Raw genomic sequence first — 21,832 nt, forward strand, 5'->3', positions numbered from 1 at the left:
CGTGCCCCGTTATCTCTGCTGGCCCATCCATCGGGAGCGTCTCTGCAAGGGGCTGGCAGGCTGGCCCCATCCGGCTTCGCGGTCGGTACTGCCACTGACGATGCAGGTCGCCGACCAACCTTGTCTGCTACGAGAGCTGCAGGGGGTGGATCCTGACCGTATGCTGGCCGCCTATGATGCGCTCAGTGAGGAGAGCATCTACTTGCGTTTTATGCGCCCCAAACGGAGGCCACCGCCGGAGCAGGTGGCCCAGTTTCTCAATTACCATCCCGAACACCAGATCTCGCTGTTGCTGACCGATCTTGCCGGTGAGCCGCTGGCTCAGGCTCAGTCCATCCGGCGTCGACTCCATCCGGAGCGTGCCGAATTTTCCTGCATCGTGGCAGATCATTTCCAGCACAAGGGAGCGGGACGGCGCATTCTGCTGGCGCTGGCACTGCTGGCCCGAGCTGAGGGGATCTGTGAGTGGACCGCGGAGGTGCTGGCCCAGAATCGTCCCATGCTCACTTTGCTCAAGCGCCTTGGTCTGCCGCTGACCCTGGTAACCGGGCGGGAGATGGTTTTTGTCAGGCTCGATCTGACCGTGCTGGATGAGTGGTTGCCCGCACAGCCACGCCAAGCTTTTAAGACCAAGGGCGAATAGTGGCGCTTTTTTCCCTGTGCTAAGGTCACACTATTATGCGGGGATAGACGGAGCAGCTTATGGCGCAGTCATACAAACATATCGTGATCCTGACCGGAGCGGGGATCTCTGCCGAATCCGGCATCAAGACTTTTCGTGCCTGCGACGGTTTGTGGGAAGAGCACAAGGTCGAGGACGTGGCGACCCCCGAGGGTTATGCTCGTGATCCCGATCTGGTGCTGCGCTTTTACAACTCCCGCCGCAAACAGCTGCAACAGCCCCAGGTTCACCCCAATCCGGCCCACTATGCGTTGGCTCGTCTCGAGCGGCTTTTGCCCGGCACGGTCACCCTGGTGACCCAGAACATCGACAATCTGCACGAGAGTGCTGGCAGCAAGAACCTTATCCATATGCACGGCGAGCTGCTCAAGGCTCGCTGCCCGGAGTCCGGTCAGGTGATCGAGTGGCGCGGGGATCTCCATCAGGACGAGCTCTGCTCCTGCTGCCAGTTCCCCCAGCCGATGCGCCCCCACGTGGTCTGGTTTGGCGAGATGCCGCTCGGGTTGGATCGCATCTATAGTGCGCTGGCCCAGTGCGATCTGTTCATCTCCATCGGCACCTCGGGTGCCGTCTATCCGGCCGCCGGTTTCGTGCACGAAGCGGGATTGAACGGGGCCCACACCATAGAGCTCAATCTCGAGCCGAGCGAGGTGGGTAGCCAGTTTGACGAGAAGCGCTATGGGCCGGCCTCCCTGCTGGTACCCGCCTATGTCGATGAGTTGCTGGAGGCGTGCGGCATCCATCAACCGAGGCAAGTCGAGGGGCACAACTGGATGGAGATGCGCGGTCCCTGAGCTAGTGTGTGACGGGACAGTTGCAATGGTTCGGTGAAATCGCCACACTGGCAGCCACAAAAAATGGGACGCAGTTGGCGCAAATTACCATGAACGCAGTAAAGCAATGGATCGCTTTTTTTCTCCTGATGCTGGCCAGTGCCAGCGCATCGGCCTCCATCCCCCTGATGACCCTGGTACTGCCAGATGGCCAGCAGGTGACCCTCGATGAGGCGGCCCTCTCCGCCTTGCCACAGACCGAATTCACCACCACTACTCCCTGGACCCAGGGCACCCACCACTATCGCGGGCCGACCCTGTCAACCGTGCTGGCGGCGCAAGGGATCCCGGATGCTCGCAAGATCGCCGTTTCGGCCCTCAACGGCTATCAGCAGGTGGTGGATCTGGCCCTGTTCGACGGCGTGCCGCTGACCCTGGTGCGTCAGGAGGACGGCAAACCGCTGACCCGGCGCAACAAGGGGCCGCTCTGGCTGCTCATCCCGTTCACCACCTATCCCAAGCTGGACGTGCCTGCCATTCACAACTGCATGGTGTGGCAGGTGACCCGCATCGAGATCGTCGATTGATGGGGCTATCCCGCCAAAATCTGCTGTTGGTTGCGGTGTCGCTGCTGTTTCTGCTCTCGTCGGGCAGCAGCCTCTATCTGCAGTATCGGCAAGAGCAGCTGGTCGATACCTTCTACCGCAATGTCCACTGGAACATCAGCCAGGTGATGCTCGAATCCCAGCGTTTCCTCTACGATCTGCAGCTCTACCGGGCTGGCAGACTGTCGATGGAGACCCTGAGCCTTGATTACGATCTGCTGTGGAACCGGCTCGATATCTTCCTCATCAGCAGTGAAACCGCCGAGATGCGCCAGCGGCACGGGCTCGGCAAAGTGCTGGCCACCCTGTTCGAGCAGATCAAGCAGCTCGAACCCCAGATGGAGGCCGGTGCGCTGCGCGAGGGGGCTGAGCTTGCCCGCTTGCAGGAGGCGATCGCCAGCCAGACCCGTCTCATCGAACAGATTGGGGATCAGATCCTCTCCGGTCAGGAGCGGGAGCATTCGGTCAGCCAGATCCGCAACAGCCTGTTCTGGCTGCAGATCTGGCAACTGATCCTGTTGCTGACCGGTGGCGCTCTGGTCGCAGCCCTCATTCGCGCTAATCTGGCGAACCGTCGGCTTGCCCTGCTCGATCCCCTGACCCAGCTTGGCAACCGCCGTGCCCTGCAGGAGCAGCTCTCTCGCGCTCTTCATGCCGATGATGTGAGCGCCCTGGTGGTGCTCGATCTCAAGCGCTTCAAGCAGGTCAATGATCTGCTGGGTTATCAGGTCGGTGATCGGCTGTTGCAGATGGTGGCCAACAAGCTGCTGCAGGTCCATGGCAGCCACGCTTACCGGCTCGGCGGAGATGAATTTGCCGTGGTGCTGACCAAGGCGGATGATGCGCTGGAAACCGCCATTCATGAGCTGGTGGATCTGCTCCATTTCGAGTTCGTGACCCGGGAGTGCAGCTTCGATCTGGCCTGTCGACTCGGGGTCGCCAAGGCGCAGCAACAGGATGCCGCCCGGTTGCTGGATCAGGCCATCCTGGCCCTCAACCAGGCCAAGCGTAGCCAGGAGGGGGCGATCAGCTGGTTTGAGCCCGCCATGCTGCAGCAGTTGCAGTTGAGTCAGCAGCAGCTTCATCAACTGCGAGAGTGGCTGGCAGGGCGCGAGCCTGCACCGCTGCGAGTGGCATTGCAGGCGCTGACGGACGGACAGGGTAACGAGATGTGGCAATTGGCGCTTGAGTGGGGTGAGCAGGGGGCGCCCTGCCACATGCGCTGGCTGCAGGAGTGCGGTGTGCTGGGGCCCGTGTTGGCCCGTGTGCTGCAAGCGCACGAGGCGCAGTATGCCGATGGCCGGGCACTGCTGGTCCCGCTCGACAACCAGGCCCAGCTGATCCATCTACTGGCCTATCTGCCGGGGTCTTCCCACACGCCGCTGGTGTTGCTGATACCAACGCTGCAGCCGGATGGTGTCTTGCTGGCGGGATTGCGGCAGCAGGGTTGCACTCTGGCGCTCAGAGAGATTGGCAGCACCACCTCGGCGCAGCTGGCAGCCGGCTGGCCTGTTCGCTACTGGTTGCCGCAGGGTGATGATGATGGCGAGTTGTTGCAGCCTCTGGCCAGACGATTGGGACTGGTGCCACTGCAAGTGCTGGCAGCCAGGGAGACCCGGTCGCTGGCCTGAGGGCAAAAAGCGGTATTGCACCGGCAAGAGACAGAATGAAACAAGGCGACCTCGGGGTCGCCTTGTTTCGTTTATTGCCCCTGAACGTTAGGGGCAGGGCGCGCAAGATTGTCTGATCACCAGGTCAGGGTCGACGGTGATCAGGTGGTTCTCCACCGCTTCACCGTTGATCCGCGCCAACAAGCGGGTGACGGCGAGGCGTCCCAGCTCCTCTTTGGGCTGGTTGACGGTGGTGAGCGGCGGCGACATAAATTCGGCCAGCGCCACATTGTCATAGCCAACGATGGAGATATCCCGCGGGATCACCAGCCCCGCCTGATGGGCGGCACTGATGGCCCCCATCGCCATCATGTCGTTGCAGACAAAGAGGGCGGTGGGGCGCTCGGGCAATGCCAGCAGACGGGTCATCGCCTCATGGCCGCTGGCGCAGTCAAAATCTCCCTCCTGGATCCAGTCGGGATTGACAGTGAGTCCTGCCTCCTGCAGCGCCTGCTCAAAGCCAGCCTGCCGCTGGTTGGCGGGGGCGCGGCTGTGGGGGCCGGTGATGCAACCGATGGCGGTATGGCCCAGCTCAATCAGATGGCGGGTCGCCAGATAACCGCCGTGGAAGGAGTTGTCGGCGATAAGATCCACATCTTCGCTGACCAGCCCCCAATCCATCACCACCACCGGCAGGCTCTTGAGCCAGTCGAGCTGGTTGAACACCTCCTGTTGGCCCTCGCTGCACATGATGAGCAGGCCATCGACCCGCTTGCGCAGCATCATCTTGAGGTAGGAGAGGGCTGTTTCCGCCTGCCCCTCGGTGTTGCCCAGCATCAGGTTGTAGCCCTGCTCGAAGCAGTAACGCTCCACCCCGCGCACCACTTCGGCAAAGAAGGGGTTGCTCGAGGTGGTGACCAGCATGCCGATACTGTTGGTCTCCTTCACCTTGAGGCTGCGGGCCACCAGACTCGGGGCATAGTTGAGCTCACGCATGGCGGCGAAGACCCGCTCGCGGGTCTCCTCGGCCACGAAACGGGTCTCGTTGATGACGTGGGAGACGGTGGTGGTGGAGACCTGGGCCCTCGCCGCCACCTCCTTGATATTGGCCATCAGTGCCCCTGTGCAGTCTGCTCAAGCAGGAAGGTGTCTACCTCCTGCTTGCTCGGGATGGAGCTCTGGGCGCCGAACCGAGTGACGGAGAGCGCCGCCGCCCCGTGGGCAAAGCGCACCGCGCTGTGGAAATCGGCACCGGCCAGTTCCGCTGCCAGCAGGGCGCCGTTGAAGGTATCGCCCGCGGCTGTGGTATCCACTGCCTTGACCCGAAAGCCCGGGATCAGCTGTTGCTGCTGTGCGTTGCTGCAATAGACCCCCTGGGAGCCCAGGGTGATCATCACATCCGCAATGCCCATCTGGTGGAAGCGGGCTGCCGCCTCGCGGGCGCTCTTTTCGTCGGTGACTTTGACGCCGGTCAACAGCTCGGCTTCGGTCTGGTTGGGGGTGATAAGGTCGACCAGTGCCAGCAGTTCGCTTGAGAGCGGACGGGCAGGGGCGGGGTTGAGCACCACTCGGGTGCCGTGGGTGCGGGCCAGGCGTGCAGCTTCATGAACGCTTTCCAGCGGCACTTCCAGTTGCAACAGCAGGGTGTGGGCGCCGGCGATCATCGCTTCGTGGTTTTTCACCACAGCCGGAGTGATGGCCCCGTTGGCTTCGGCGGAGATACCGATACTGTTCTCCCCCTCATCGCTCACATAGATGATGGCGATACCGGTCGGGAGCTTGGGATCGAGCTCGACGGCGCTGACGTCGATGCCGTCTTTGGCAAAGCCGGCTTTCATCTGGTGGCCGATGGCGTCATCACCGATGCGGGCGATAAAGGAGACGAGGGCGCCAAGGCGGGCGGCAGCGACTGCCTGATTGGCCCCCTTGCCACCCGGGACTACCTGATAGCTGTGGCCGGTCAGGGTTTCACCCGGGCGAGGAAAGTGGGGAACGCGCAGCACATGGTCTGCATTGACACTGCCCAGAACGACGAGACGATTCATGTTGACTACTCCTGATGCATCTTGGCTTGAACACTGTGATGGAGTGAGCCCAAGCCGGGAGGCACCTGAACGAGAGGGAAAAAGGGAGGCGAACCTCCCCTCGAGCACTTACTTGCTGACCACTTGCAGCGGTACCGGAATGGATTTCTCGACCGGCTGACCTTTCAGCACCTTGTCGGCAGTCTCGACGCCGATGGCACCAATCAGAGCCGGTTGCTGGGCCACGGTGGCGGCCAGTTTACCCTTGGCCACCGCGGCTTTGCCATCGTCAGTGCCGTCGAAGCCGACGATCATCACCTCTTTACCGGCTGCCTGCACCGCACGGATGGCACCCAGCGCCATTTCGTCGTTCTGGGCGAACACCGCCTGCACGCTCGGGTGAGCGGCCAGCAGGTTTTCCATGACGTTCAGACCCTTGGTGCGGTCAAAGTCGGCTGGCTGGGAAGCCAGCACCTGCAGCTTGTTGGCTGCCACGGCCAGGGCAAAACCTTCGCCACGGTCACGGGCGGCGGAGGTACCGGCAATCCCTTCCAGCTGGATCACTTTGGCACCGGTACCCAGTTTTTCGGTGATGAAGTCACCGGCCAGCTTGCCGCCCGCCACGTTGTCAGAGGCAATGTGAGCCTTGACCTCGCCCTGAGCGGCGCCGCGGTCCAGAGTCAGTACCGGGATGTTGGCGCGGTTGGCCAGACGGATGGCGTTGCCCACCGCTTCGGAGTCTGTCGGGTTGATCAGGATGGCGTTGACCTTGCGCACGGTGAGATCTTCCATGTTGGAGAGCTCTTTGGCCGGGTCATTCTGGGAGTCCAGCACCACCAGCTCGTAGCCAAGCTCCTTGGCCTTGGCTTCGGCACCCTCCTTCATGGTGACGAAGAAGGGGTTGTTGAGGGTGGAGACCACCATCGCCAGGGTATGGTCGGCAGCCTGGGCAGTGCCCAGCACAGACATGATGGCGGCAGCGAGCAGGGTATTGAGCTTTTTCATCATTTCATTCCTTGTGTGTGGCGTGTTTTACGTTGTTATCGGGTGCTTTTGTTGTCGACCATCACGGCAAGCAAGATCACGCTGGCCTTGGCGATCATCTGGTAATAGGAGCTGACATCGAGCAGGTTGAGGGCGTTGTTCAGGAAGCCGATGATCAGCGCACCAATCAGGGTGCCCATGATGCGGCCCTTGCCGCCCATCAGGCTGGTACCACCCAGCACTACGGCGGCGATGGCATCCAGCTCGTAACCCATGCCGGCGGTCGGCTGGGCAGAGGAGAGGCGGGAGGTGACGATAAGACCTGCCAGCGCCGAGAGCGCGCCGCACAGACCATACACCGCCAGCTTCACCCGATCCACATTGATGCCGGAGAGACGGGTGGCCGATTCGTTGCCGCCGAGGGCATAGATGTAGCGACCGAGGCGAGTGTGGTTGAGCATGAACCAGGCGAGCAGAAAGACGATGGCCATCAGCCAGATGGGCACCGGCAGACCGAGCAGATAGCCGGTACCGAGCCAGGCGAAGTGGTCGGCGCCATCACTGAAACCGGTGGAGATGGGGCGACCCTCGGTATAGACCATGGTGATGCCGCGCAGGGCGGTCATGGTGACCAGGGTGGCGATAAAGGCTTGCACCTTGCCCTTGGCAATGATGAGGCCGCTGACGCCGCCAAGCAGGGCGCCGGCACCCAGAGTGAGGGGCACCACCAGCCAGATGGGCAGCTCCATCGCCACCATAGTGGCCGCCAGCGCGCCGCACAGGGCCAGCACAGAGCCGACCGACAGATCGATACCGGCGGTGAGGATAACCAGCGTCATGCCGACCGCCATGATGGCGTTGACCGAGGTCTGGCGCAGGATGTTGAGCAGGTTGTCGACGCTGAAGAAGTTGGGATTGAGCGCGGAGACGACACCAATCAGCACCAGCAGTGCGACCAGGGATTTGTTCTCGATCCACCAGGCCTTGTTCATGATGCCGCGGCGGGGAAGGGTTTGGGTTGTCATTGTGCTGCCTCTTGCTCTGCTTGCCACTGTTTACCGACTGCCGCCGCCATCAGCTTCTCCTGATTGGCATCGCGGGTGTTGAACTCTGCGCTGATGCGCCCTTCGTGCATCACCATGATGCGATCGCTCATGCCGAGCACTTCCGGCATCTCGGAGGAGACCAGAATGATGCTCATCCCCTCCTTCTTGAACTGGTTGATCAGCTGATAAATTTCCTTCTTCGCCCCCACGTCGACGCCGCGGGTCGGCTCGTCGAGGATCAGCACCTTGGGCCTTGTCAGCAGTCCCTTGGCGATGGCCACCTTCTGCTGGTTGCCGCCGGAGAGCAGCTTTATCAGCTGATCCTGACTCGGGGTCTTGATGTTGAAGAGGCGTACATAGTCGCTCACCGCCTGCCGTTCGGCCTTGCCGTCGATCTTGCCGTTGCTGATGAACTCGTCGAGGGCGCAGAGACTCATGTTTTCGCGCACCGACAGCTCCAGCACCAGCCCATCACCTTTGCGATCTTCGGAGATATAGGCGATGCCAGCGGCCAGCCCATCGGCCGGACTGGTTGGCACCAGCGCGTGGCCATCGACCGTGATTTCACCGCTGCTGACAGGGCTGGCACCGTAGATGAGCTTCATCAGCTCGGTACGACCGGAGCCCATCAGGCCGCTAAAACCCAGAATTTCCCCCTGACGCAGGGAGAAGCTCACCCCGCGCACGCCGGGACCGGCTAGGTCCTTCACCTGCAGGCTGACGGGGCCGAGCTCGCGCTCAAGACGCGGATACTGCTCTTCCAGACGTCGACCCACCATCATCTCGATGATCTTGTCCTCATCCAGATCGCTCACCGCCTTCTCGCCGATCCACTTGCCATCGCGCAGCACGGTGACCCGATCGCAGATCTCGAAGATCTCCTTGAGGCGGTGGGAGATATAGACGATGCCGCAACCCTGTTCACGCAGCTCGCGGATAACCTTGAACAGCTGCTCGGTCTCGGTATCGGTCAGCGCATCGGTCGGCTCGTCCATGATGATGACGCTGGCATCGAACGACAGCGCCTTGGCAATCTCCACCATCTGCTGTTCGCCGATGGAGAGATCCCCGAGTCGGGTATCCGGCCCGTGTTTGACGCCAAGTCGCGCCAGCAGGCCGCTCGCCCGTTCACGCAGCTGTTTGTGGTCGATGCTGCCAAAACGGGTACGGGGCTCGCGACCGAGGAAGATGTTGGCGGCAATAGACAACTCCGGCAGCAGGTTCAGCTCCTGATGGATGATGCTGATCCCCTGATCCTGAGAGTCGCGCGGCCCCTTGAAGTGAACCGGTTGACCGCGATAGCTGACGCTGCCAGCATCGGCCTGATAGATGCCGGTCAGCACCTTCATCAGGGTGGATTTACCGGCGCCATTTTCACCGAGCAGGGCCATCACCTGGCCCGGATAGACCCGCAGACCCGCTTCGTCGAGGGCGCGCACACCGGGGAAGGTCTTGACGATCCCGGTCAGCTCCAGAATGGGTGAGAGGGGGGAGGTTGTGCTCATTTGCAGCTTCCTTGAAGAGGCCTTCTTTGAAGGATTCAGAACGCCACACCGGCGCAGAGGATCAGGTTGGCGTAGGGAGTCACCTCGCCGCTGCGCACGATTGCCTTGCTCTGGCGGGAGCGGGTTTTGAACTCCTCGTGCAGGCAGTATTCGATGGCGATGGGTTTGCCCTGGGCGGCTGCGTGGGCCTCGAGCTGATCGACCAGCGCCTGATGGGCGGCGGGGCTGATCTGCTTGATCTCGGTCGCCATGATCACCTTCTCCACCACCAGATCGGTGAGCAGGGCGGTCAGCACGGTTTCGAGGCTGGGGGTGCCCGCCATCAACGCCAGATCGATCCGCTCCGGCCCTGCCGGAATGGGCAGCCCCGCATCGCAGACGGTGATCTCGTCGGTGTGACCCATCTGTGCTACCAGAGCACTCAGGGGAGCATTGAGCAGTACGCCTCGTTTCATACAGCACCTCATCAGGCTTTTGCCATCGCAGTTTTTTCAGGCAACCGGTTACGCAACCGGTTGCGTTATGGCGCAAAGATAGGCTTTTTAGGATGGAAGAGCCATGGCAAAACCACGGAAATGTGAAAACGATCTCAAAGGCGGGGGAGGAAAGAGAAAGAAGGGTGCCAGCAGAGCCTCGGCACCCTTTCTATTGATTTTTTACTTAGTTGTCGAGGGCTTTGTTGACCGCCGGACGGGTCAGCATTCGGCGATAATGATCGGCCACTTTGGGGAATTCACTGATCTCGACCCCATCGCTTTTCAGCCAGCCCGCGACCACGAACAGATAGATGTCCGCCACGCTGAACTGCTCGCCGAGTACCCAGGGGCCGGCGAGATAGTGCTGTTCAATTTGGGCAAAGCCATCGCGCATATTGCTGGCGACTTTCTGCTGCATGGCGACAATGGCCTGTTCGTCATCGGCCCAGCGGCTGCCACGGCGACCATGGGCATGGGAGACATGCACGGTGGAGGCGAGGAAGCTGTTGACCTCCTGCATGCGGGCCAGCAGGAACGGGTTGTCCAGCGGCGCCAGCTTGGCATCGGGGAAGCGCTGCGCCACATAGAGCAGCAGGGCCGGGGTCTCGGTCAGGGTGCCCTGCTCGGTGACAAGGGCAGGGACTCGCCCTTTGGGGTTGATGGCAAGATAGGCGGGGTCACGCTGCTCCCCTGCGGCGAGGTTGACGAGACGGGGTTGGAACGTGGCATTCGCTTCCAGCAGGGCAATCTGCACGGCCATGGCACAGGTGCCGGGAGCGAAATAGAGGGTCAGATCGGACATGAATACTCCTGATTGGCTCAGGCCACCCGCGATATCGGCGAAAAATGTGTTTTCGTGATACCTCGAGGGGTCATGAAAAAAGAGAGGGGGCAACGTTTGCCCCCTCAACCAATCTACACCCCTTAGAGGTGATGAAAAAGCGCAGAATTAATCGGTTTGTTTGCCCATTTCATAAATTCCTCGGCTAAGGGCGCAAATCAGATGGTGTTGAACTTGATGGGATAGTTGATACCTGAGGATGGGCGGTTGGTACTGAAAGGACTGGGGCACAATAGCGTCCTTGGTTGTTCTCCCGTTCTTGCACGATATGATCGTCATCAGATATTCTAATTTTTGGGTCGTTACAATGAATCCTATCTAACAAGACTGATCTTCATTTAGATCATCAAACAGAAAACGGCCTTTTTAGATAACTTTTTGATGACTGCAATCGTTTGTGTTTGATACCATGTTCTTCTACAAACTTTCCACGGCTTTCATGGTGGCTGTAATGTTTTATCATGCTTTAATCCGGTTATAAAACAGCATGTAGGTAGTTGGAAATATATATGCAGTAGCCATGTTGTTTACTAAGAGAAGGGGAGTGAAACTCAGCGAAATTGAGAGTCTTAAGGAAAGGTAGGAAGTAGGTTAAGGAAAATAAAGAGGTGATCAATGGATGATGAAAAGGGAAACTCAAGCAATATCAAAAATAAAACCAAACTGATATCGGGTTTTGTAGCTTTGGCCGTGATAGGCGGAGGGTGGTACTGGTGGCTTAAAGAGCCCTATATTGAGCCAGAGATTAATCCCACCCCAACAGAATTGTTTACTATTCAGGGCGAGTTTCCTTTTGATAAGGGCTATCAATTAGCTGTTCATAGTACTTTCATTGCATCTAATAAAACTGACTCTACTTGCAGCAAAACTTTTTATGCGTTCGGTGTTATACCTGCAAATACTAGACTCAGGGGATGGCAAATAGATAACCCCATTAAGAAATATCAATCAAACAGATTCAGTGTAAAAGTGTCAAAAGACTATTTATTGCCTGACCGATGTAATTGGGTGTTAGATTCTGTTGGCTATTTTATAGTGAAGGCAGGTTCCGAGTTGGAGGCTAATTTGAAAGCTAACCCTTCAGATCAACATAATCGTCAAGGGTATTTTTTATCTTCAGCATACAGCAATTGGAGTGAGTTAAAACTGGGGAGTGTAAATATTTCATGCCGACCAGATGTTGGTCTTAACAAATTAAAAGGTGGTGTTGTTTGTAAGCGACTGAATCAAAGAGAAGTAAACACATATAGACGTAACTATAAAGTTCATAATAAACCGCTACCATCGATAGTTAATTTTAAATTCGTTATGGAGGACAAAATGTCAAGCACTGAACAAAATACTGTTTTAGAGAGTGCATATGGCGATCCACTAAATAATAATTTGTCCTATGAAAAGGGGGTATAAAGACTGTTAGTTAGATTAGCGAATCGTAATCGGACGTTAGCTGTTTCGATAAAATTGCACAGTTATTCCCCATAAACACATCCGTTTTGCCTATATCTCCACAGTGGGGTCGCTATGAGTTCCTCCCTTCTAAATGGAGAAATACATCGCCCCCCTCATATTTCCCTACAAATTTGCTCTGAAGCCGGCTGCAGTGGAGCACTTACAAAAATTGTGGTCTGTCTGGCTTAAAGATGACTATCTATATATTTTGCTGTTAATCGATGCGCGCCTGTGCCTCTCAGTGTCTATGACTGTTGTGCTTAAAAATTGCGCTGGTGGTTAAAAAGAGAAGGGGGCAAATATTGCCCCCTTTATCCATTAAGCCCGTCAGAGGGTCGATTAACCGCCGACTTAACCGGCTTTGGCCACCATGGCTTTCAGCTGCAGGAAGTACTGCTCGTAGAGGCGGGAGGCATCACCCACATCAGACTGGAACTCGCCCTTGCGCTTGATCTCGTCGCTCGGGAAGACCATGGGGTTGTTGCGAAACGCCGGGGTGAGCAGGGGAATGGCATCCTTGACCGGGGTGGGGTAGCCAATCGCCTCGGCCACCTTGGCGGCCACATCGGGGCGCATCAGGAAGTTGATCAGGGCGTGGGCTTCCTTCACATGCTTGGCCTTGGCCGGGATGGCGAGGTTGTCCATCCAGAGCACGGCGCCTTCTTCGGGGTAGGTCATCTGGATGGAGGGGTATTCGCGCTGGGCGCCGTAGGCCGAGCCGTTCCACAGCATACCAATATTGACCTCACCGGCGATAAAGGGGTCGGCCGGGTTGTCGGAGTTGAACGCCTTGACGTTGGGCATCAGTTTTTTCAGGTATTCGAACGCTTCGGCAATTTGCGCCTTGTCCTGGGTGTTGGGGCTGTAGCCCAGCTGCACCAGCGCGATATGGAACACCTCGCGGGCATCGTCCATCAGCAGCAGGCTCTCTTTCCACTCCGGTGCCCAGAGCTGCTTCCAGCTGGTAACCGGCTGCTCGATGATATCGGTGTTGGTGCCGATCCCGGTTGCGCCCCAGATATAGGGGATGGAGTAGCTGTTGTCCGGGTCGTACTCGTGGTTGAGCAGGGTAGGGTCGAGGTGCTTGAAGTTGGGCAGCTGGGCGCGATCCAGCGGCTGCAGCATTCCCTCTTTGGCCATTTTCGAGATGAAGTAGGTGCTGGGCACCACCACGTCATAGCCGTCGCCATGGGTTTTCAGTTTGGCGTAGAGGGTCTCGTTGGATTCGTAGGTGGAGTAGATCACCTTGATGCCGGTTTCTTGCTGGAACTGCTCCAGCAGGCCGTCCGGCACATATTCCGACCAGTTGTAGAAGTAGACCACCTTGTCATCGGCCGCGTGAGCGCTCTGGCTCAGCAGCGGGGTGGTGAGGGTGAGGGCGGCTGCCAGCAGGGCGCCGGCCTTGTGTTGGATTGTCATCAACAACTCCTTGGGGTTATGGGGCCTTGCGGCCCACCGTGACAGAGTTCGCCAAAGATGGCGGGGACGAAACGGGCAGGGTCAACCCTGCCGTTTACGCAGTAACAGTTGCGCCAGCAGCACCATCCCGAGGGAGGCGACCAGCATCAGGGTGGCCAGGGCGTTGACCTCGGGGGAGACCCCCACCTTGACCATGGAGTAGATCTTGAGCGGCAGGATCTCGTAGGCCGGGCCGGTCACAAAGGAGCTCACCACCACGTCGTCCAGCGACAGGGTAAAGGAGAGCAGCCAGCCCGCCATCACCGCCGGCAGGGCCAGCGGCAGTATGATGCGGCGCAGGATGATCCACTCGCCAGCCCCCAGATCCCGTGCCGCCTCCAGCATCCGCACATCAAAACCGCACAGCCGCGAGTAGACGGTGATCACCACAAACGGCAGGCAGAAGGTGATGTGGGCAATCAGTAGCGACCAGAAGCCCAGCGCAATGCCGGTCACTACAAACAGGGTCAGCAGCGAAATGGCCATCACGATATCGGGGGACATCATCACCACAAACAGCATGCCGCTCACGTACTGCTTGCCGCGAAAGCGATAGCGAAACAGTGCCACGGCGGTGAGGGTGCCGATCAGGGTGGCGGCGGTGGCGGTGAGGGCGGCAATGGTCAGGGAGTGCTGGGCCGCCTGCATCAGGCTGGCGCTGGCAAACAGCTTCTCATACCACCCCAGGGTAAAGCCGCGCCAGTCGATGCCATATTTCGACAGGTTGAAGGAGTTGGCGATCAACACCCCGATGGGCACATAGAGATAGCCAAACACCAGCAGCAAGAACAGAGCTTTCAGTGCGCGCATCATGCCAGCTCCCCCTTCTTGCTGAGCAGCTTGCCCGCCCGCCAGTAGCAGTAGACCAACAGCGCCATCAGCACCGTCAGCATCACGCTGATGGCCGCGCCAAAGGGCCAGTCACGGCTGTTGAGGAACTGGGTCTTGATCAGGTTGCCGATCAGCAGGTGCTTGGCGCCCCCCAGCAGATCGGAGACATAGAACATCCCCATGGCGGGCAGGAACACCAGCAGACAACCGGCGATGATGCCGGGCAGGGTGAGGGGCAAAATGATCCGCACCAGTCGCTGCCAGCCGTTGGCTCCAAGATCCCGTGCCGCCTCCAGTAAACGGCCATCCAGCTTCTCGATGCTGGAGTAGAGCGGCAGCACCATAAAGGGGAGCAGCACATAGACCAGCCCGATGATGACGGCCACCTCGGTATACATCATCTGCAGCGGCCGCTCGATAAGCCCCAGATCCAGCAGCCAGCCATTGATCAGCCCCCGGGTGCCGAGCAGCACCTTGAGCGCATAGGTACGAATGAGGGAGTTGGTCCAGAACGGCACCACCACCAGAAACAGCAGCAGCGGGCGGATACGCGCTGGCAGATGGGCCAGCAGCCAGGCAAAGGGGTAACCCACCAGCAGGCAGATGGCGGTGGCGAGCAGCGCCAGCCAGAGGGAGTGGAGCAGCACCTCGAAATAGAGGGGGTCCAGCAAGCGGCCATAGTTGCTCAGGGTAAAGAGCGGTGCGATAAGCTCGGACTCGTCACGGGTCAGGAAGCTGACGCCGATGATCATCAGGTTGGGCAGGAAGACAAACAGCGTCAGCCAGCCGAGGATCAGCGCGATGGCCCCGTTGCGAAAGCCGTTGTGGGCAAAGCTGTGCGGTACCCGCAGATTAGTGAGGCTCATAGGGCAGCACCACCTCCCAGCTGTCAACCCAGTGGATCGCCACCTCCTGACCGAGACGGTAGTCAAAGTCGGGGTCATCTTCGTCGAAGAACTCGGAGATAAGCAGCTGTTTGCCACTTTCGAGCTCGATCACCGAATCCAGCGTCGCCCCCTTGTAGTTGCGCTCGCGGATGTTGCCCCGCAGCGCACCGCTCTGATCGTCATCCTGATCGAGAATGCGCAGATCTTCCGGGCGCAGCAGCACCACTACCTTGTCGTCTGGCTGGAATGGCAAGGTGGTATGGAGCAGGCATTCGCGCCCCTCTACCTCGGCCTGCCAGATACCGGGCTCGCGCTGGCTGATCAGCTTGCCATCCATCACGTTGATCTCGCCAATAAAGCGGGCCACGAACAGGTTGGCTGGCGACTCGTAGATATCGCGTGGGGTGCCGCGCTGGATGATCTTGCCGCCCTCCATCACCAGAATGCGATCAGACATGGTGAGCGCCTCTTCCTGATCATGGGTGACGAAGACAAAGGTGATGCCAAGACGACGTTGCAGCGCCTTAAGCTCGCTCTGCATCTGCTTGCGCAGCTTGTAGTCGAGCGCCGAGAGGGATTCGTCGAGCAGCAGCAGGCGGGGCTTGTTGACCACGGCGCGGGCGATGGCGACCCGTTGCTGCTGACCGCCGGAGAGCTGATCCGGGCGGCGGTTGGCCAGCTCGGTGAGCTGCACCATGGCGAGGGTCTCCTCGACCCGCTGACGGATCTCGCTGGCCGGTACTTTCTGCATCTCGAGGCCAAAGGCGACGTTTTCAAACACCGTCATATGGGGGAAGAGCGCATAGCTCTGGAACACGGTGTTGATGTGCCTGTGTTCGGCGGGGATATAGGTGATCTCGTCACCGGCCAGATGGATGGTGCCACCGTCGACCGATTCGAGCCCGGCCAGCAGGCGCAGCAGGGTGGTCTTGCCACAGCCGGAGGGGCCCAGCAGGGTAAGAAATTCACCGTCATAGATTTCAAGGTCAAGGTCACTCAGGATCACCTTGCCATCGTATTTTTTGCTGATCTTGTTCAGCGCGACAATTACCTGTGGATTGTTCATCATCCGCCAGTCTCACCCCAGCCAGTGGCCATCGTGTTGAAAGAGGGCCGCATTCTATGCAGCCGACACATGAAATTAAAGGCTTTTTGGCCCGAATTAGCCGCAAGTGCGCAGGAAAAACGGCTACGAATAGCAGACCAAATCGCTATAATGTGCCACCTGATTTGGTCGTTTTCGATATTGGATAGTCAATTGAGTAATAAAATGCGTATTGGCGGCTCCCTTGAGCAGTCTCTGAACCAGGGCTACCGCCTTGATCTGAAAGGGGTCATCCAGGAGGGATGGCAACAGACCCGCCGTACCGGATTTGGCCTGCTGCTGGCGATTGTCGGGGTGACGGCGATCTGGATCCTGCTTAGCAATGTGCTGCTGTTGCCCTATCTGGGGGATGACAGCCAGATGAATGTGGCCATGGTGCTGAGTCTGCTGATGACGGTGGTAATGGCCCCCATGACCAGCTCCCTCGATATGCTGGGGTTGCAGCAGTCGGTCGGGGTGCGCGCTAGAGCCAACCAGGTGTTCGACTTCTTCCGCCACTTTGTGCGCCTCGGCATGTTGAGCCTGCTTGGCAGTCTGCTCACCAGCCTGTTTGGCCCGCTATTCGAGCTGCTGGGCTTGCCCGCCGTGCTCTCTTTCATCCCCTCGGCCCTGATCGGCATGGGGCTGCTCTTTACCGTCCCGTTGGTGCTGGAGCGCGGTCTGACGCCGCCCCAGGCCATTCTGGTCTCTCTCAAGCTCTTTGCGCGCGGCTGGCCCAGCATTGTGCTGTTCCACGGCGTGATGACTGCGCTCTTCTTCCTGGCTCTGATCCCCATGGGGTTGGGGCTTATCTGGGTGGCACCGCTCTATTTCAACTGCAAGGGGATCCTCTATCGGGATCTCTGCGGGGTGGGGGTAGAGGTTAACGAGGTGACAGAAGGCCCCAACCATTTCAATGCATGATGCAAAAGGACGTTGAATGACCCGTCGAGATGGAGTGACCAAGGCTGTGCGCCAGAGTCTGCTGGGCACGCTCTTGCTGCCAGGGCTGGCGCTGGCTGAGTCGGTGCTGGATCTGCAATACAGCACCTTCTACAGCCAGATGAAGACCTTTGCCAAAGGGGAGTTTGGTCACGCCAGACTGGGGTTTTATCTGACCGATCCGCAAAATGGTCAGCGCTGTGGCCTCACCTTTGCCCGGGTTGCAACCGACAGCAAGGAAGTGGCGGGCGAGGTAACGGTCGATAGCGAACTGCGCCTGCCTTTTGATGAGGATCTCAACCTCGACAAGGGGATCGTGACCGTTGGCCTTAAAAAAGAGCACGCCACTTGCGATATGACGGTACAGGTTATGGCCGACGCACCGAACGGGCCCGAGCTGCCCTTGGCCGAGCTGGCGGCCCGTCAGCAGCAGATGCAGTCGCTGCTCGACAAGATGGCGGGCATGGTCGGCAAGCACTTCCTGCCGAAGATGGAAGGGGTACGCATTACCCTGGTGCAGCAGAGCGGAACAGCTTATCTGATTGATGGCGCCCGTCAGGAAGCGCTGCCCTGGCAGGAAGGCCATCTGTTGCTTAGCAATGAGCAACTGGCCGCGTTCGCTGCCGGGCAACTGCGTCTGCAAGGTGACGTGCTACGACTGACCCCCTGGCTGCACAAAGGCTGATACCGATGGTGCTGTCACGTTGGTAACAGGCAGACCAAGAAAGCAAAAAAGGAGCGATGATCGCTCCTTTTTATATTGCGTGGCGTTTGCCCTGTGAGCGCTGCTTAGCGCACTTCAATCACATCCAGCATGTCCATCTCGTCGATATCCAGCAGCGGCGCCTTTGGCATCTCGGGCGGATCAAACGCCTTGTCGCCGCCATCTATGATGCCGGAGTCGCGGTTGATGCTCTTGAAGTCAAATAGCTTGTGATCGAGCAGGTGGCTCGGGATCACGTCCTGAATGGCGGTGAACATGGTCTCGATACGACCGGGGAAGCGGCGATCCCAATCCTGCATCATCTGTTTGATGGCCTGACGCTGCAGGTTCTCCTGCGAGCCGCACAGGTTGCACGGAATGATGGGGAAGGCTTTGACGTCTGCGTAGCGGATCAGATCCTTCTCTTTGCAGTAGGCCAGCGGGCGGATCACCACGTTCTTGCCATCGTCGCTCACCAGTTTGGGCGGCATGGACTTGAGCTTGCCACCGTAGAACATGTTGAGGAACAGGGTCTCGAGGATGTCGTCGCGGTGGTGGCCAAGGGCAATCTTGGTGCAACCCAGCTCCTGGGCGGTGCGGTAGAGAATGCCGCGACGCAGCCGTGAGCAGAGGGAGCAGGTGGTTTTGCCTTCCGGTACCTTCTCTTTGACGATGGAGTAGGTATCTTCCTCGACTATCTTGTACTCGATGCCGAGGGAATCCAGATACTCGGGCAGCACATGCTCGGGGAAACCAGGCTGCTTCTGATCCAGGTTGACGGCAACCAGATCGAAATGGATGGGGGCACTGGCTTTGAGGTTCATCAGTATGTCGAGCATACCGAAGCTGTCCTTGCCGCCGGAGAGGCAGACCATGACCTTGTCGCCCTCTTCAATCATGTTGAAGTCGGCAATGGCCTGACCCACGTTGCGCCGCAGGCGCTTCTGCAGTTTGTTAAAACTGTATTTTTCTTTGGCGTTCAGCTCTTCTAGCATGCTCGTAAAACCCGGGACACAAATAAGCGCGTTATTATAGCCATGTCCCGGGGGAGGGCAAGGTGCCAGGCACCTTATGATTGATTGCGACGACTGTCGACCGGGCAGCTGTAGTCCGCCGGTTTGAGGATCAGGATGTCGCAGGAGAGGCGGTCAATCACATGTTCGGCGGTATTGCCGAGCAGAGCTGCAGAAAGCCCGGTACGCCCGACGCAGCCCATGATCATCAAGGTCGCCTTGAGCTCTTCGGCCATATCCGGCAACACCTCTTCCGGTAGTCCCTCTGCTACCCGGGTCCAGAGATGACCGATCCCGAACTTGTCGGCATGGCTGAGCAGAAGGCTTTCGTGGTGTTTGCGGATCGCTTCGTTGTAGGCGTTGGGATCAAACTCCGGCAGCTCGATGGCCACGTTGACCGGGGTGCCCGGGTAGGTGTTGACCAGATAGAGGTTGGAGCCCAGCAGCTCGGCGATGTCACTCCCCTCCTGGGTGATCCGTTCGTTGAGCAGTTTCTGATCCGGATCGTCACTTGAGCAGTTGATGGCGGCGATGATGTTGCCGCCCCGTTGCCAGTGACCCTCCTTGACCAGCAGCACTGGACAGGGGCATTTGCGTAGCAGGTGCCAGTCGGTGGGGGTAAAGATGAAGGTTTGCAGGAAGCTGTGATGGTGAGTGGCTTTGACCACCAGATCGTGGCGATGCTCCAGCACTTCCTGAATGACACACTCGAAGGGACGATTGTGCCAGACCACTTTCACTTCGCATTCGATCCCCTGTGCCCGATAGGGGGTCAGGATCTCGTCCAGCCACTCACGTCGCTGTGAAATGACGCCGTCGCGCATCTCTTGCCGCTCGTCCACCGAGAGCATGGCGGTCATTTCATACGAGAAGTCATAGATGGTGAGCAGCAGGGTCAGATGGGCGTTTTCGTCCAGCTCGGCGACTTTGACTGCCCGTTCGAGGGCGATTTGACGCTCCTCTTCTGGATTGATAACCACCAGAATATTCTGATATTTGACCATCTTCTCCTCCTTGGAAAAGTCCAATGACAGCAGAATCTTAGCCATTACAGCTTAGCGCAGGAGGAGGGTATGGGGAACGTACCGGATCACATTCCAGAGGAAAGGATCCGGCAGGGAAAGCAGGAAAATAGCGGGAGGGTAAGCGGAAAAATCAGCCGCAGGGCGGGCGAGTAGCTCCGGCCATCATGCCAAGGGCGACCTGATCCAGCACGGTAATGTATTTGCCTTTGACGCTGATGAGACCGGACTTCTGGAAACGGCCGAGCAGACGACTGATTGTCTCGACTGTCAGACCCAGATAGTTGCCAATGTCACCACGGGTCATGGAGAGACGGAACTCCTTGGCGGAGAAACCGCGCTCGGAGAAGCGTACCGACAGATTGTGCAGGAAGGCGGCGAGGCGCTCTTCGGCATTCTTTTTAGAGAGCAGCAGGATCATCTCCTGATCGCCCATGATTTCGTTGCTCATCAGACGCATGATCTGCTGACGCAGTTTGGGCATCTTGCCGGAGAGATCATCCAGCACTTCAAACGGGATCTCGCACACCATGGCGGTTTCCAGCGCCTGGGCGAAGGAGGGGTGGGCCTGTTTGTGGATGGCGTCAAAACCGACCAGATCGCCAGCGAGGTGGAACGCGGTGATCTGCTCATCCCCTTGCTCGGTGATGGTGTAAGACTTGATGGTCCCGGAACGGATGGCATAGAGCGATTTGAACTCATCGCCAGCCTTGAACAGCTCTTCACCCTTCTGGATCGGCTTCTTGCGCTCGATGATGCTGTCCAGCTGATCAAGCTCGTTGTCGTTCAGAGTGAAGGGAATACAGAGCTGACTGATGCTGCAATCCTGGCAATGAATTGCACAGCCACCGCTCTGGATACGTCTGCCAGGTTTCTTTTCCGGGATCATAGGCTCATACGAATAATTGATTTATATCAAACAAGTTTACCATCAACTCATCCGTTTTGGATAGGGTTTCAAAAGGAAGCAATGCCAATCCAGAAGGTATGCACCCCGAACAAAATGAGCAGCAGGGCACCGCCAAGGCGCAAACTGCGCAGGGTGAGCCAGTATCTCAGGCGATCGGCAAGCCCGCCCAACGCGAACAGGGTGGGCAGGGTGCCGAGACCAAAAAAGAGCATGATCAGCGCCCCGCCACTGGCCGAACCGGCCGCTGCGCTCCAGGTTAGCATGGAGTAGACCAGCCCGCAGGGCAGCCAACCCCACACCATGCCAAAGGGCAGTGCCTGCACAGGTGAGGTGAAGGGGAGAAACTTGCCCGCCAGCGGTTTGATACGGGGCCAAAGTCTTGCGCCGAGCCGCTCCAGCAGCAAGATCCCTTGCCACCAGCCCGCCAGATAGAGACCAAGCGCAATCATCAATAACGCCGCCACCAGGCGTAAGCCGGCAATAGCGTGTTTGCCTGCGCCCAGCTCGCTGGTGGTGGCGAGCAGGCCGCCCACCAGTGCACCTGCAATCACATAGCTCAGGATCCGGCCGAGGTTGTAGTTGAGCAGATAGGCAAGCCGCCCCCAGAAGTGCTGCTTGTTGGCGGGGATCGCCATGGAGAGCGCGGCGGAGACGCCACCGCACATGCCGATACAGTGGGCAGAGCCTGCCAGTCCGACCAGCAGGGCGCCGGCCAGATCAAGGTTGTGGGTCATGGTCAGCAGGCTTTACGGGTTTGTGGGCAGGTTGCTCTTCGTCAAACAGGATGTTGGAACCCTGCCGGTCGAGATCTTCAAACTGTTCGGAGCGAATGGCCCAGAAGAAGACGACCCCGGCGATGATCACAAACAGGATGGCGATGGGGATCAGGACAAAAATTATATTCATGAGAGGTACCTTGGCGTTCATCCTTGGCAAGTGTCCCCTATGGTAACCCTGTTTGGGCAGGGGGCCAGCCGCTATCAGTGA

The 21,832-nt window shown here is 58.6% G+C and carries 23 protein-coding genes; 7 read left to right on the forward strand and 16 right to left on the reverse strand.

Annotated elements, in window-relative coordinates:
* Position 1: 1 nt before the first annotated feature.
* From I6L35_RS16310 to I6L35_RS16325, 4 genes are all read left to right on the forward strand, one after another.
* Positions 2 to 643, forward strand: coding sequence for a GNAT family N-acetyltransferase (locus I6L35_RS16310; RefSeq protein WP_216978765.1), 642 nt, complete (start codon positions 2 to 4; stop codon positions 641 to 643).
* A 59-nt stretch (positions 644 to 702) separates the two neighbouring features.
* On the forward strand, positions 703 to 1,476 hold the full coding sequence (cobB, locus tag I6L35_RS16315) for a Sir2 family NAD+-dependent deacetylase (protein ID WP_216978766.1): 774 nt from the start codon (positions 703 to 705) through the stop codon (positions 1,474 to 1,476).
* Positions 1,477 to 1,565: 89 nt separating this feature from the next.
* Positions 1,566 to 2,042: a hypothetical protein gene (locus I6L35_RS16320; protein WP_216978767.1), complete on the forward strand. Its 477-nt coding sequence runs from the start codon at positions 1,566 to 1,568 to the stop codon at positions 2,040 to 2,042.
* Positions 2,042 to 3,691 (forward strand): diguanylate cyclase, encoded by a 1,650-nt coding sequence (locus I6L35_RS16325; protein ID WP_216978768.1) that lies wholly within the window; start codon positions 2,042 to 2,044, stop codon positions 3,689 to 3,691. Before I6L35_RS16320 ends, I6L35_RS16325 begins: the two co-directional genes overlap by 1 nt.
* 87 nt (positions 3,692 to 3,778) lie before the next feature.
* Here I6L35_RS16325 and I6L35_RS16330 read toward each other — a convergent pair whose 3' ends face one another.
* The 7 genes from I6L35_RS16330 to I6L35_RS16360 form a co-directional block, all read right to left on the reverse strand.
* Positions 3,779 to 4,783 carry a substrate-binding domain-containing protein gene (locus tag I6L35_RS16330; RefSeq protein ID WP_216978769.1) on the reverse strand — a complete coding sequence of 335 codons (1,005 nt, stop codon included), beginning with the start codon at positions 4,781 to 4,783 and terminating at the stop codon, positions 3,779 to 3,781.
* Positions 4,783 to 5,715, reverse strand: a complete 933-nt coding sequence (gene rbsK, locus I6L35_RS16335) for a ribokinase (RefSeq protein ID WP_216978770.1) — start codon at positions 5,713 to 5,715, stop codon at positions 4,783 to 4,785. Before rbsK ends, I6L35_RS16330 begins: the two co-directional genes overlap by 1 nt.
* Before the next feature lie 108 nt (positions 5,716 to 5,823).
* On the reverse strand, positions 5,824 to 6,699 hold the full coding sequence (gene rbsB / locus I6L35_RS16340; RefSeq protein ID WP_216980305.1) for a ribose ABC transporter substrate-binding protein RbsB: 876 nt from the start codon (positions 6,697 to 6,699) through the stop codon (positions 5,824 to 5,826).
* Positions 6,700 to 6,734: 35 nt separating this feature from the next.
* A complete protein-coding gene (gene rbsC / locus I6L35_RS16345) occupies positions 6,735 to 7,703 on the reverse strand; it encodes a ribose ABC transporter permease (protein WP_041207818.1) in 969 nt (322 codons plus the stop codon).
* Positions 7,700 to 9,229 carry a ribose ABC transporter ATP-binding protein RbsA gene (gene rbsA, locus I6L35_RS16350; protein WP_216962780.1) on the reverse strand — a complete coding sequence of 510 codons (1,530 nt, stop codon included), beginning with the start codon at positions 9,227 to 9,229 and terminating at the stop codon, positions 7,700 to 7,702. Before rbsA ends, rbsC begins: the two co-directional genes overlap by 4 nt.
* A gap of 35 nt (positions 9,230 to 9,264) precedes the next feature.
* Positions 9,265 to 9,684, reverse strand: a complete 420-nt coding sequence (gene rbsD, locus I6L35_RS16355; RefSeq protein WP_144713133.1) for a D-ribose pyranase — start codon at positions 9,682 to 9,684, stop codon at positions 9,265 to 9,267.
* A 205-nt stretch (positions 9,685 to 9,889) separates the two neighbouring features.
* Complete coding sequence (locus I6L35_RS16360; protein WP_216978771.1) at positions 9,890 to 10,507, reverse strand: glutathione S-transferase family protein; 618 nt, start codon at positions 10,505 to 10,507, stop codon at positions 9,890 to 9,892.
* Between the two features lie 654 nt (positions 10,508 to 11,161).
* On the opposite strand from I6L35_RS16360, the gene I6L35_RS16365 reads away from it, so the two are divergent.
* On the forward strand, positions 11,162 to 11,953 hold the full coding sequence (locus I6L35_RS16365; protein ID WP_216953561.1) for a hypothetical protein: 792 nt from the start codon (positions 11,162 to 11,164) through the stop codon (positions 11,951 to 11,953).
* Between the two features lie 393 nt (positions 11,954 to 12,346).
* Here the strand turns inward: I6L35_RS16365 and I6L35_RS16370 are convergent, their stop codons facing one another.
* The 4 genes from I6L35_RS16370 to potA form a co-directional block, all read right to left on the reverse strand.
* Positions 12,347 to 13,414 (reverse strand): extracellular solute-binding protein, encoded by a 1,068-nt coding sequence (locus tag I6L35_RS16370; RefSeq protein WP_216978772.1) that lies wholly within the window; start codon positions 13,412 to 13,414, stop codon positions 12,347 to 12,349.
* Positions 13,415 to 13,495: 81 nt separating this feature from the next.
* Positions 13,496 to 14,266, reverse strand: a complete 771-nt coding sequence (gene potC / locus I6L35_RS16375; protein WP_005336644.1) for a spermidine/putrescine ABC transporter permease PotC — start codon at positions 14,264 to 14,266, stop codon at positions 13,496 to 13,498.
* Positions 14,263 to 15,150, reverse strand: coding sequence for a spermidine/putrescine ABC transporter permease PotB (gene potB, locus I6L35_RS16380; protein ID WP_042083135.1), 888 nt, complete (start codon positions 15,148 to 15,150; stop codon positions 14,263 to 14,265). The genes potC and potB overlap by 4 nt, the downstream gene beginning before the upstream one ends.
* Complete coding sequence (potA, locus tag I6L35_RS16385) at positions 15,137 to 16,240, reverse strand: spermidine/putrescine ABC transporter ATP-binding protein PotA (protein ID WP_216978773.1); 1,104 nt, start codon at positions 16,238 to 16,240, stop codon at positions 15,137 to 15,139. The genes potB and potA overlap by 14 nt, the downstream gene beginning before the upstream one ends.
* A 201-nt stretch (positions 16,241 to 16,441) precedes the next feature.
* Here potA and I6L35_RS16390 point away from each other — a divergent pair, with 201 nt between their 5' ends.
* Both I6L35_RS16390 and I6L35_RS16395 read left to right on the forward strand, forming a co-directional pair.
* Complete coding sequence (locus tag I6L35_RS16390) at positions 16,442 to 17,179, forward strand: hypothetical protein (protein ID WP_216978774.1); 738 nt, start codon at positions 16,442 to 16,444, stop codon at positions 17,177 to 17,179.
* A 16-nt stretch (positions 17,180 to 17,195) separates the two neighbouring features.
* Complete coding sequence (locus tag I6L35_RS16395) at positions 17,196 to 17,882, forward strand: DUF2987 domain-containing protein (RefSeq protein WP_216978775.1); 687 nt, start codon at positions 17,196 to 17,198, stop codon at positions 17,880 to 17,882.
* A gap of 104 nt (positions 17,883 to 17,986) precedes the next feature.
* Here the strand turns inward: I6L35_RS16395 and ttcA are convergent, their stop codons facing one another.
* From ttcA to ccoS, 5 genes are all read right to left on the reverse strand, one after another.
* Positions 17,987 to 18,895 (reverse strand): tRNA 2-thiocytidine(32) synthetase TtcA, encoded by a 909-nt coding sequence (gene ttcA / locus I6L35_RS16400; protein WP_139408168.1) that lies wholly within the window; start codon positions 18,893 to 18,895, stop codon positions 17,987 to 17,989.
* A 74-nt stretch (positions 18,896 to 18,969) separates the two neighbouring features.
* Positions 18,970 to 19,917, reverse strand: a complete 948-nt coding sequence (gene uspE, locus I6L35_RS16405) for a universal stress protein UspE (protein WP_184233743.1) — start codon at positions 19,915 to 19,917, stop codon at positions 18,970 to 18,972.
* A 151-nt stretch (positions 19,918 to 20,068) separates the two neighbouring features.
* Positions 20,069 to 20,824: an FNR family transcription factor gene (locus tag I6L35_RS16410; protein ID WP_005336632.1), complete on the reverse strand. Its 756-nt coding sequence runs from the start codon at positions 20,822 to 20,824 to the stop codon at positions 20,069 to 20,071.
* Between the two features lie 68 nt (positions 20,825 to 20,892).
* The gene (locus tag I6L35_RS16415; RefSeq protein ID WP_019446375.1) at positions 20,893 to 21,579 is read right to left on the reverse strand and encodes a sulfite exporter TauE/SafE family protein; all 687 of its coding nucleotides are present in this window, start codon (positions 21,577 to 21,579) and stop codon (positions 20,893 to 20,895) included.
* The gene (ccoS, locus tag I6L35_RS16420) at positions 21,563 to 21,751 is read right to left on the reverse strand and encodes a cbb3-type cytochrome oxidase assembly protein CcoS (protein WP_005336630.1); all 189 of its coding nucleotides are present in this window, start codon (positions 21,749 to 21,751) and stop codon (positions 21,563 to 21,565) included. Before ccoS ends, I6L35_RS16415 begins: the two co-directional genes overlap by 17 nt.
* Positions 21,752 to 21,832 lie beyond the last annotated feature (81 nt).

The organism is Aeromonas sp. FDAARGOS 1405, from assembly GCF_019048265.1.
Classification (GTDB): Bacteria; Pseudomonadota; Gammaproteobacteria; order Enterobacterales; family Aeromonadaceae; genus Aeromonas; species Aeromonas veronii_A.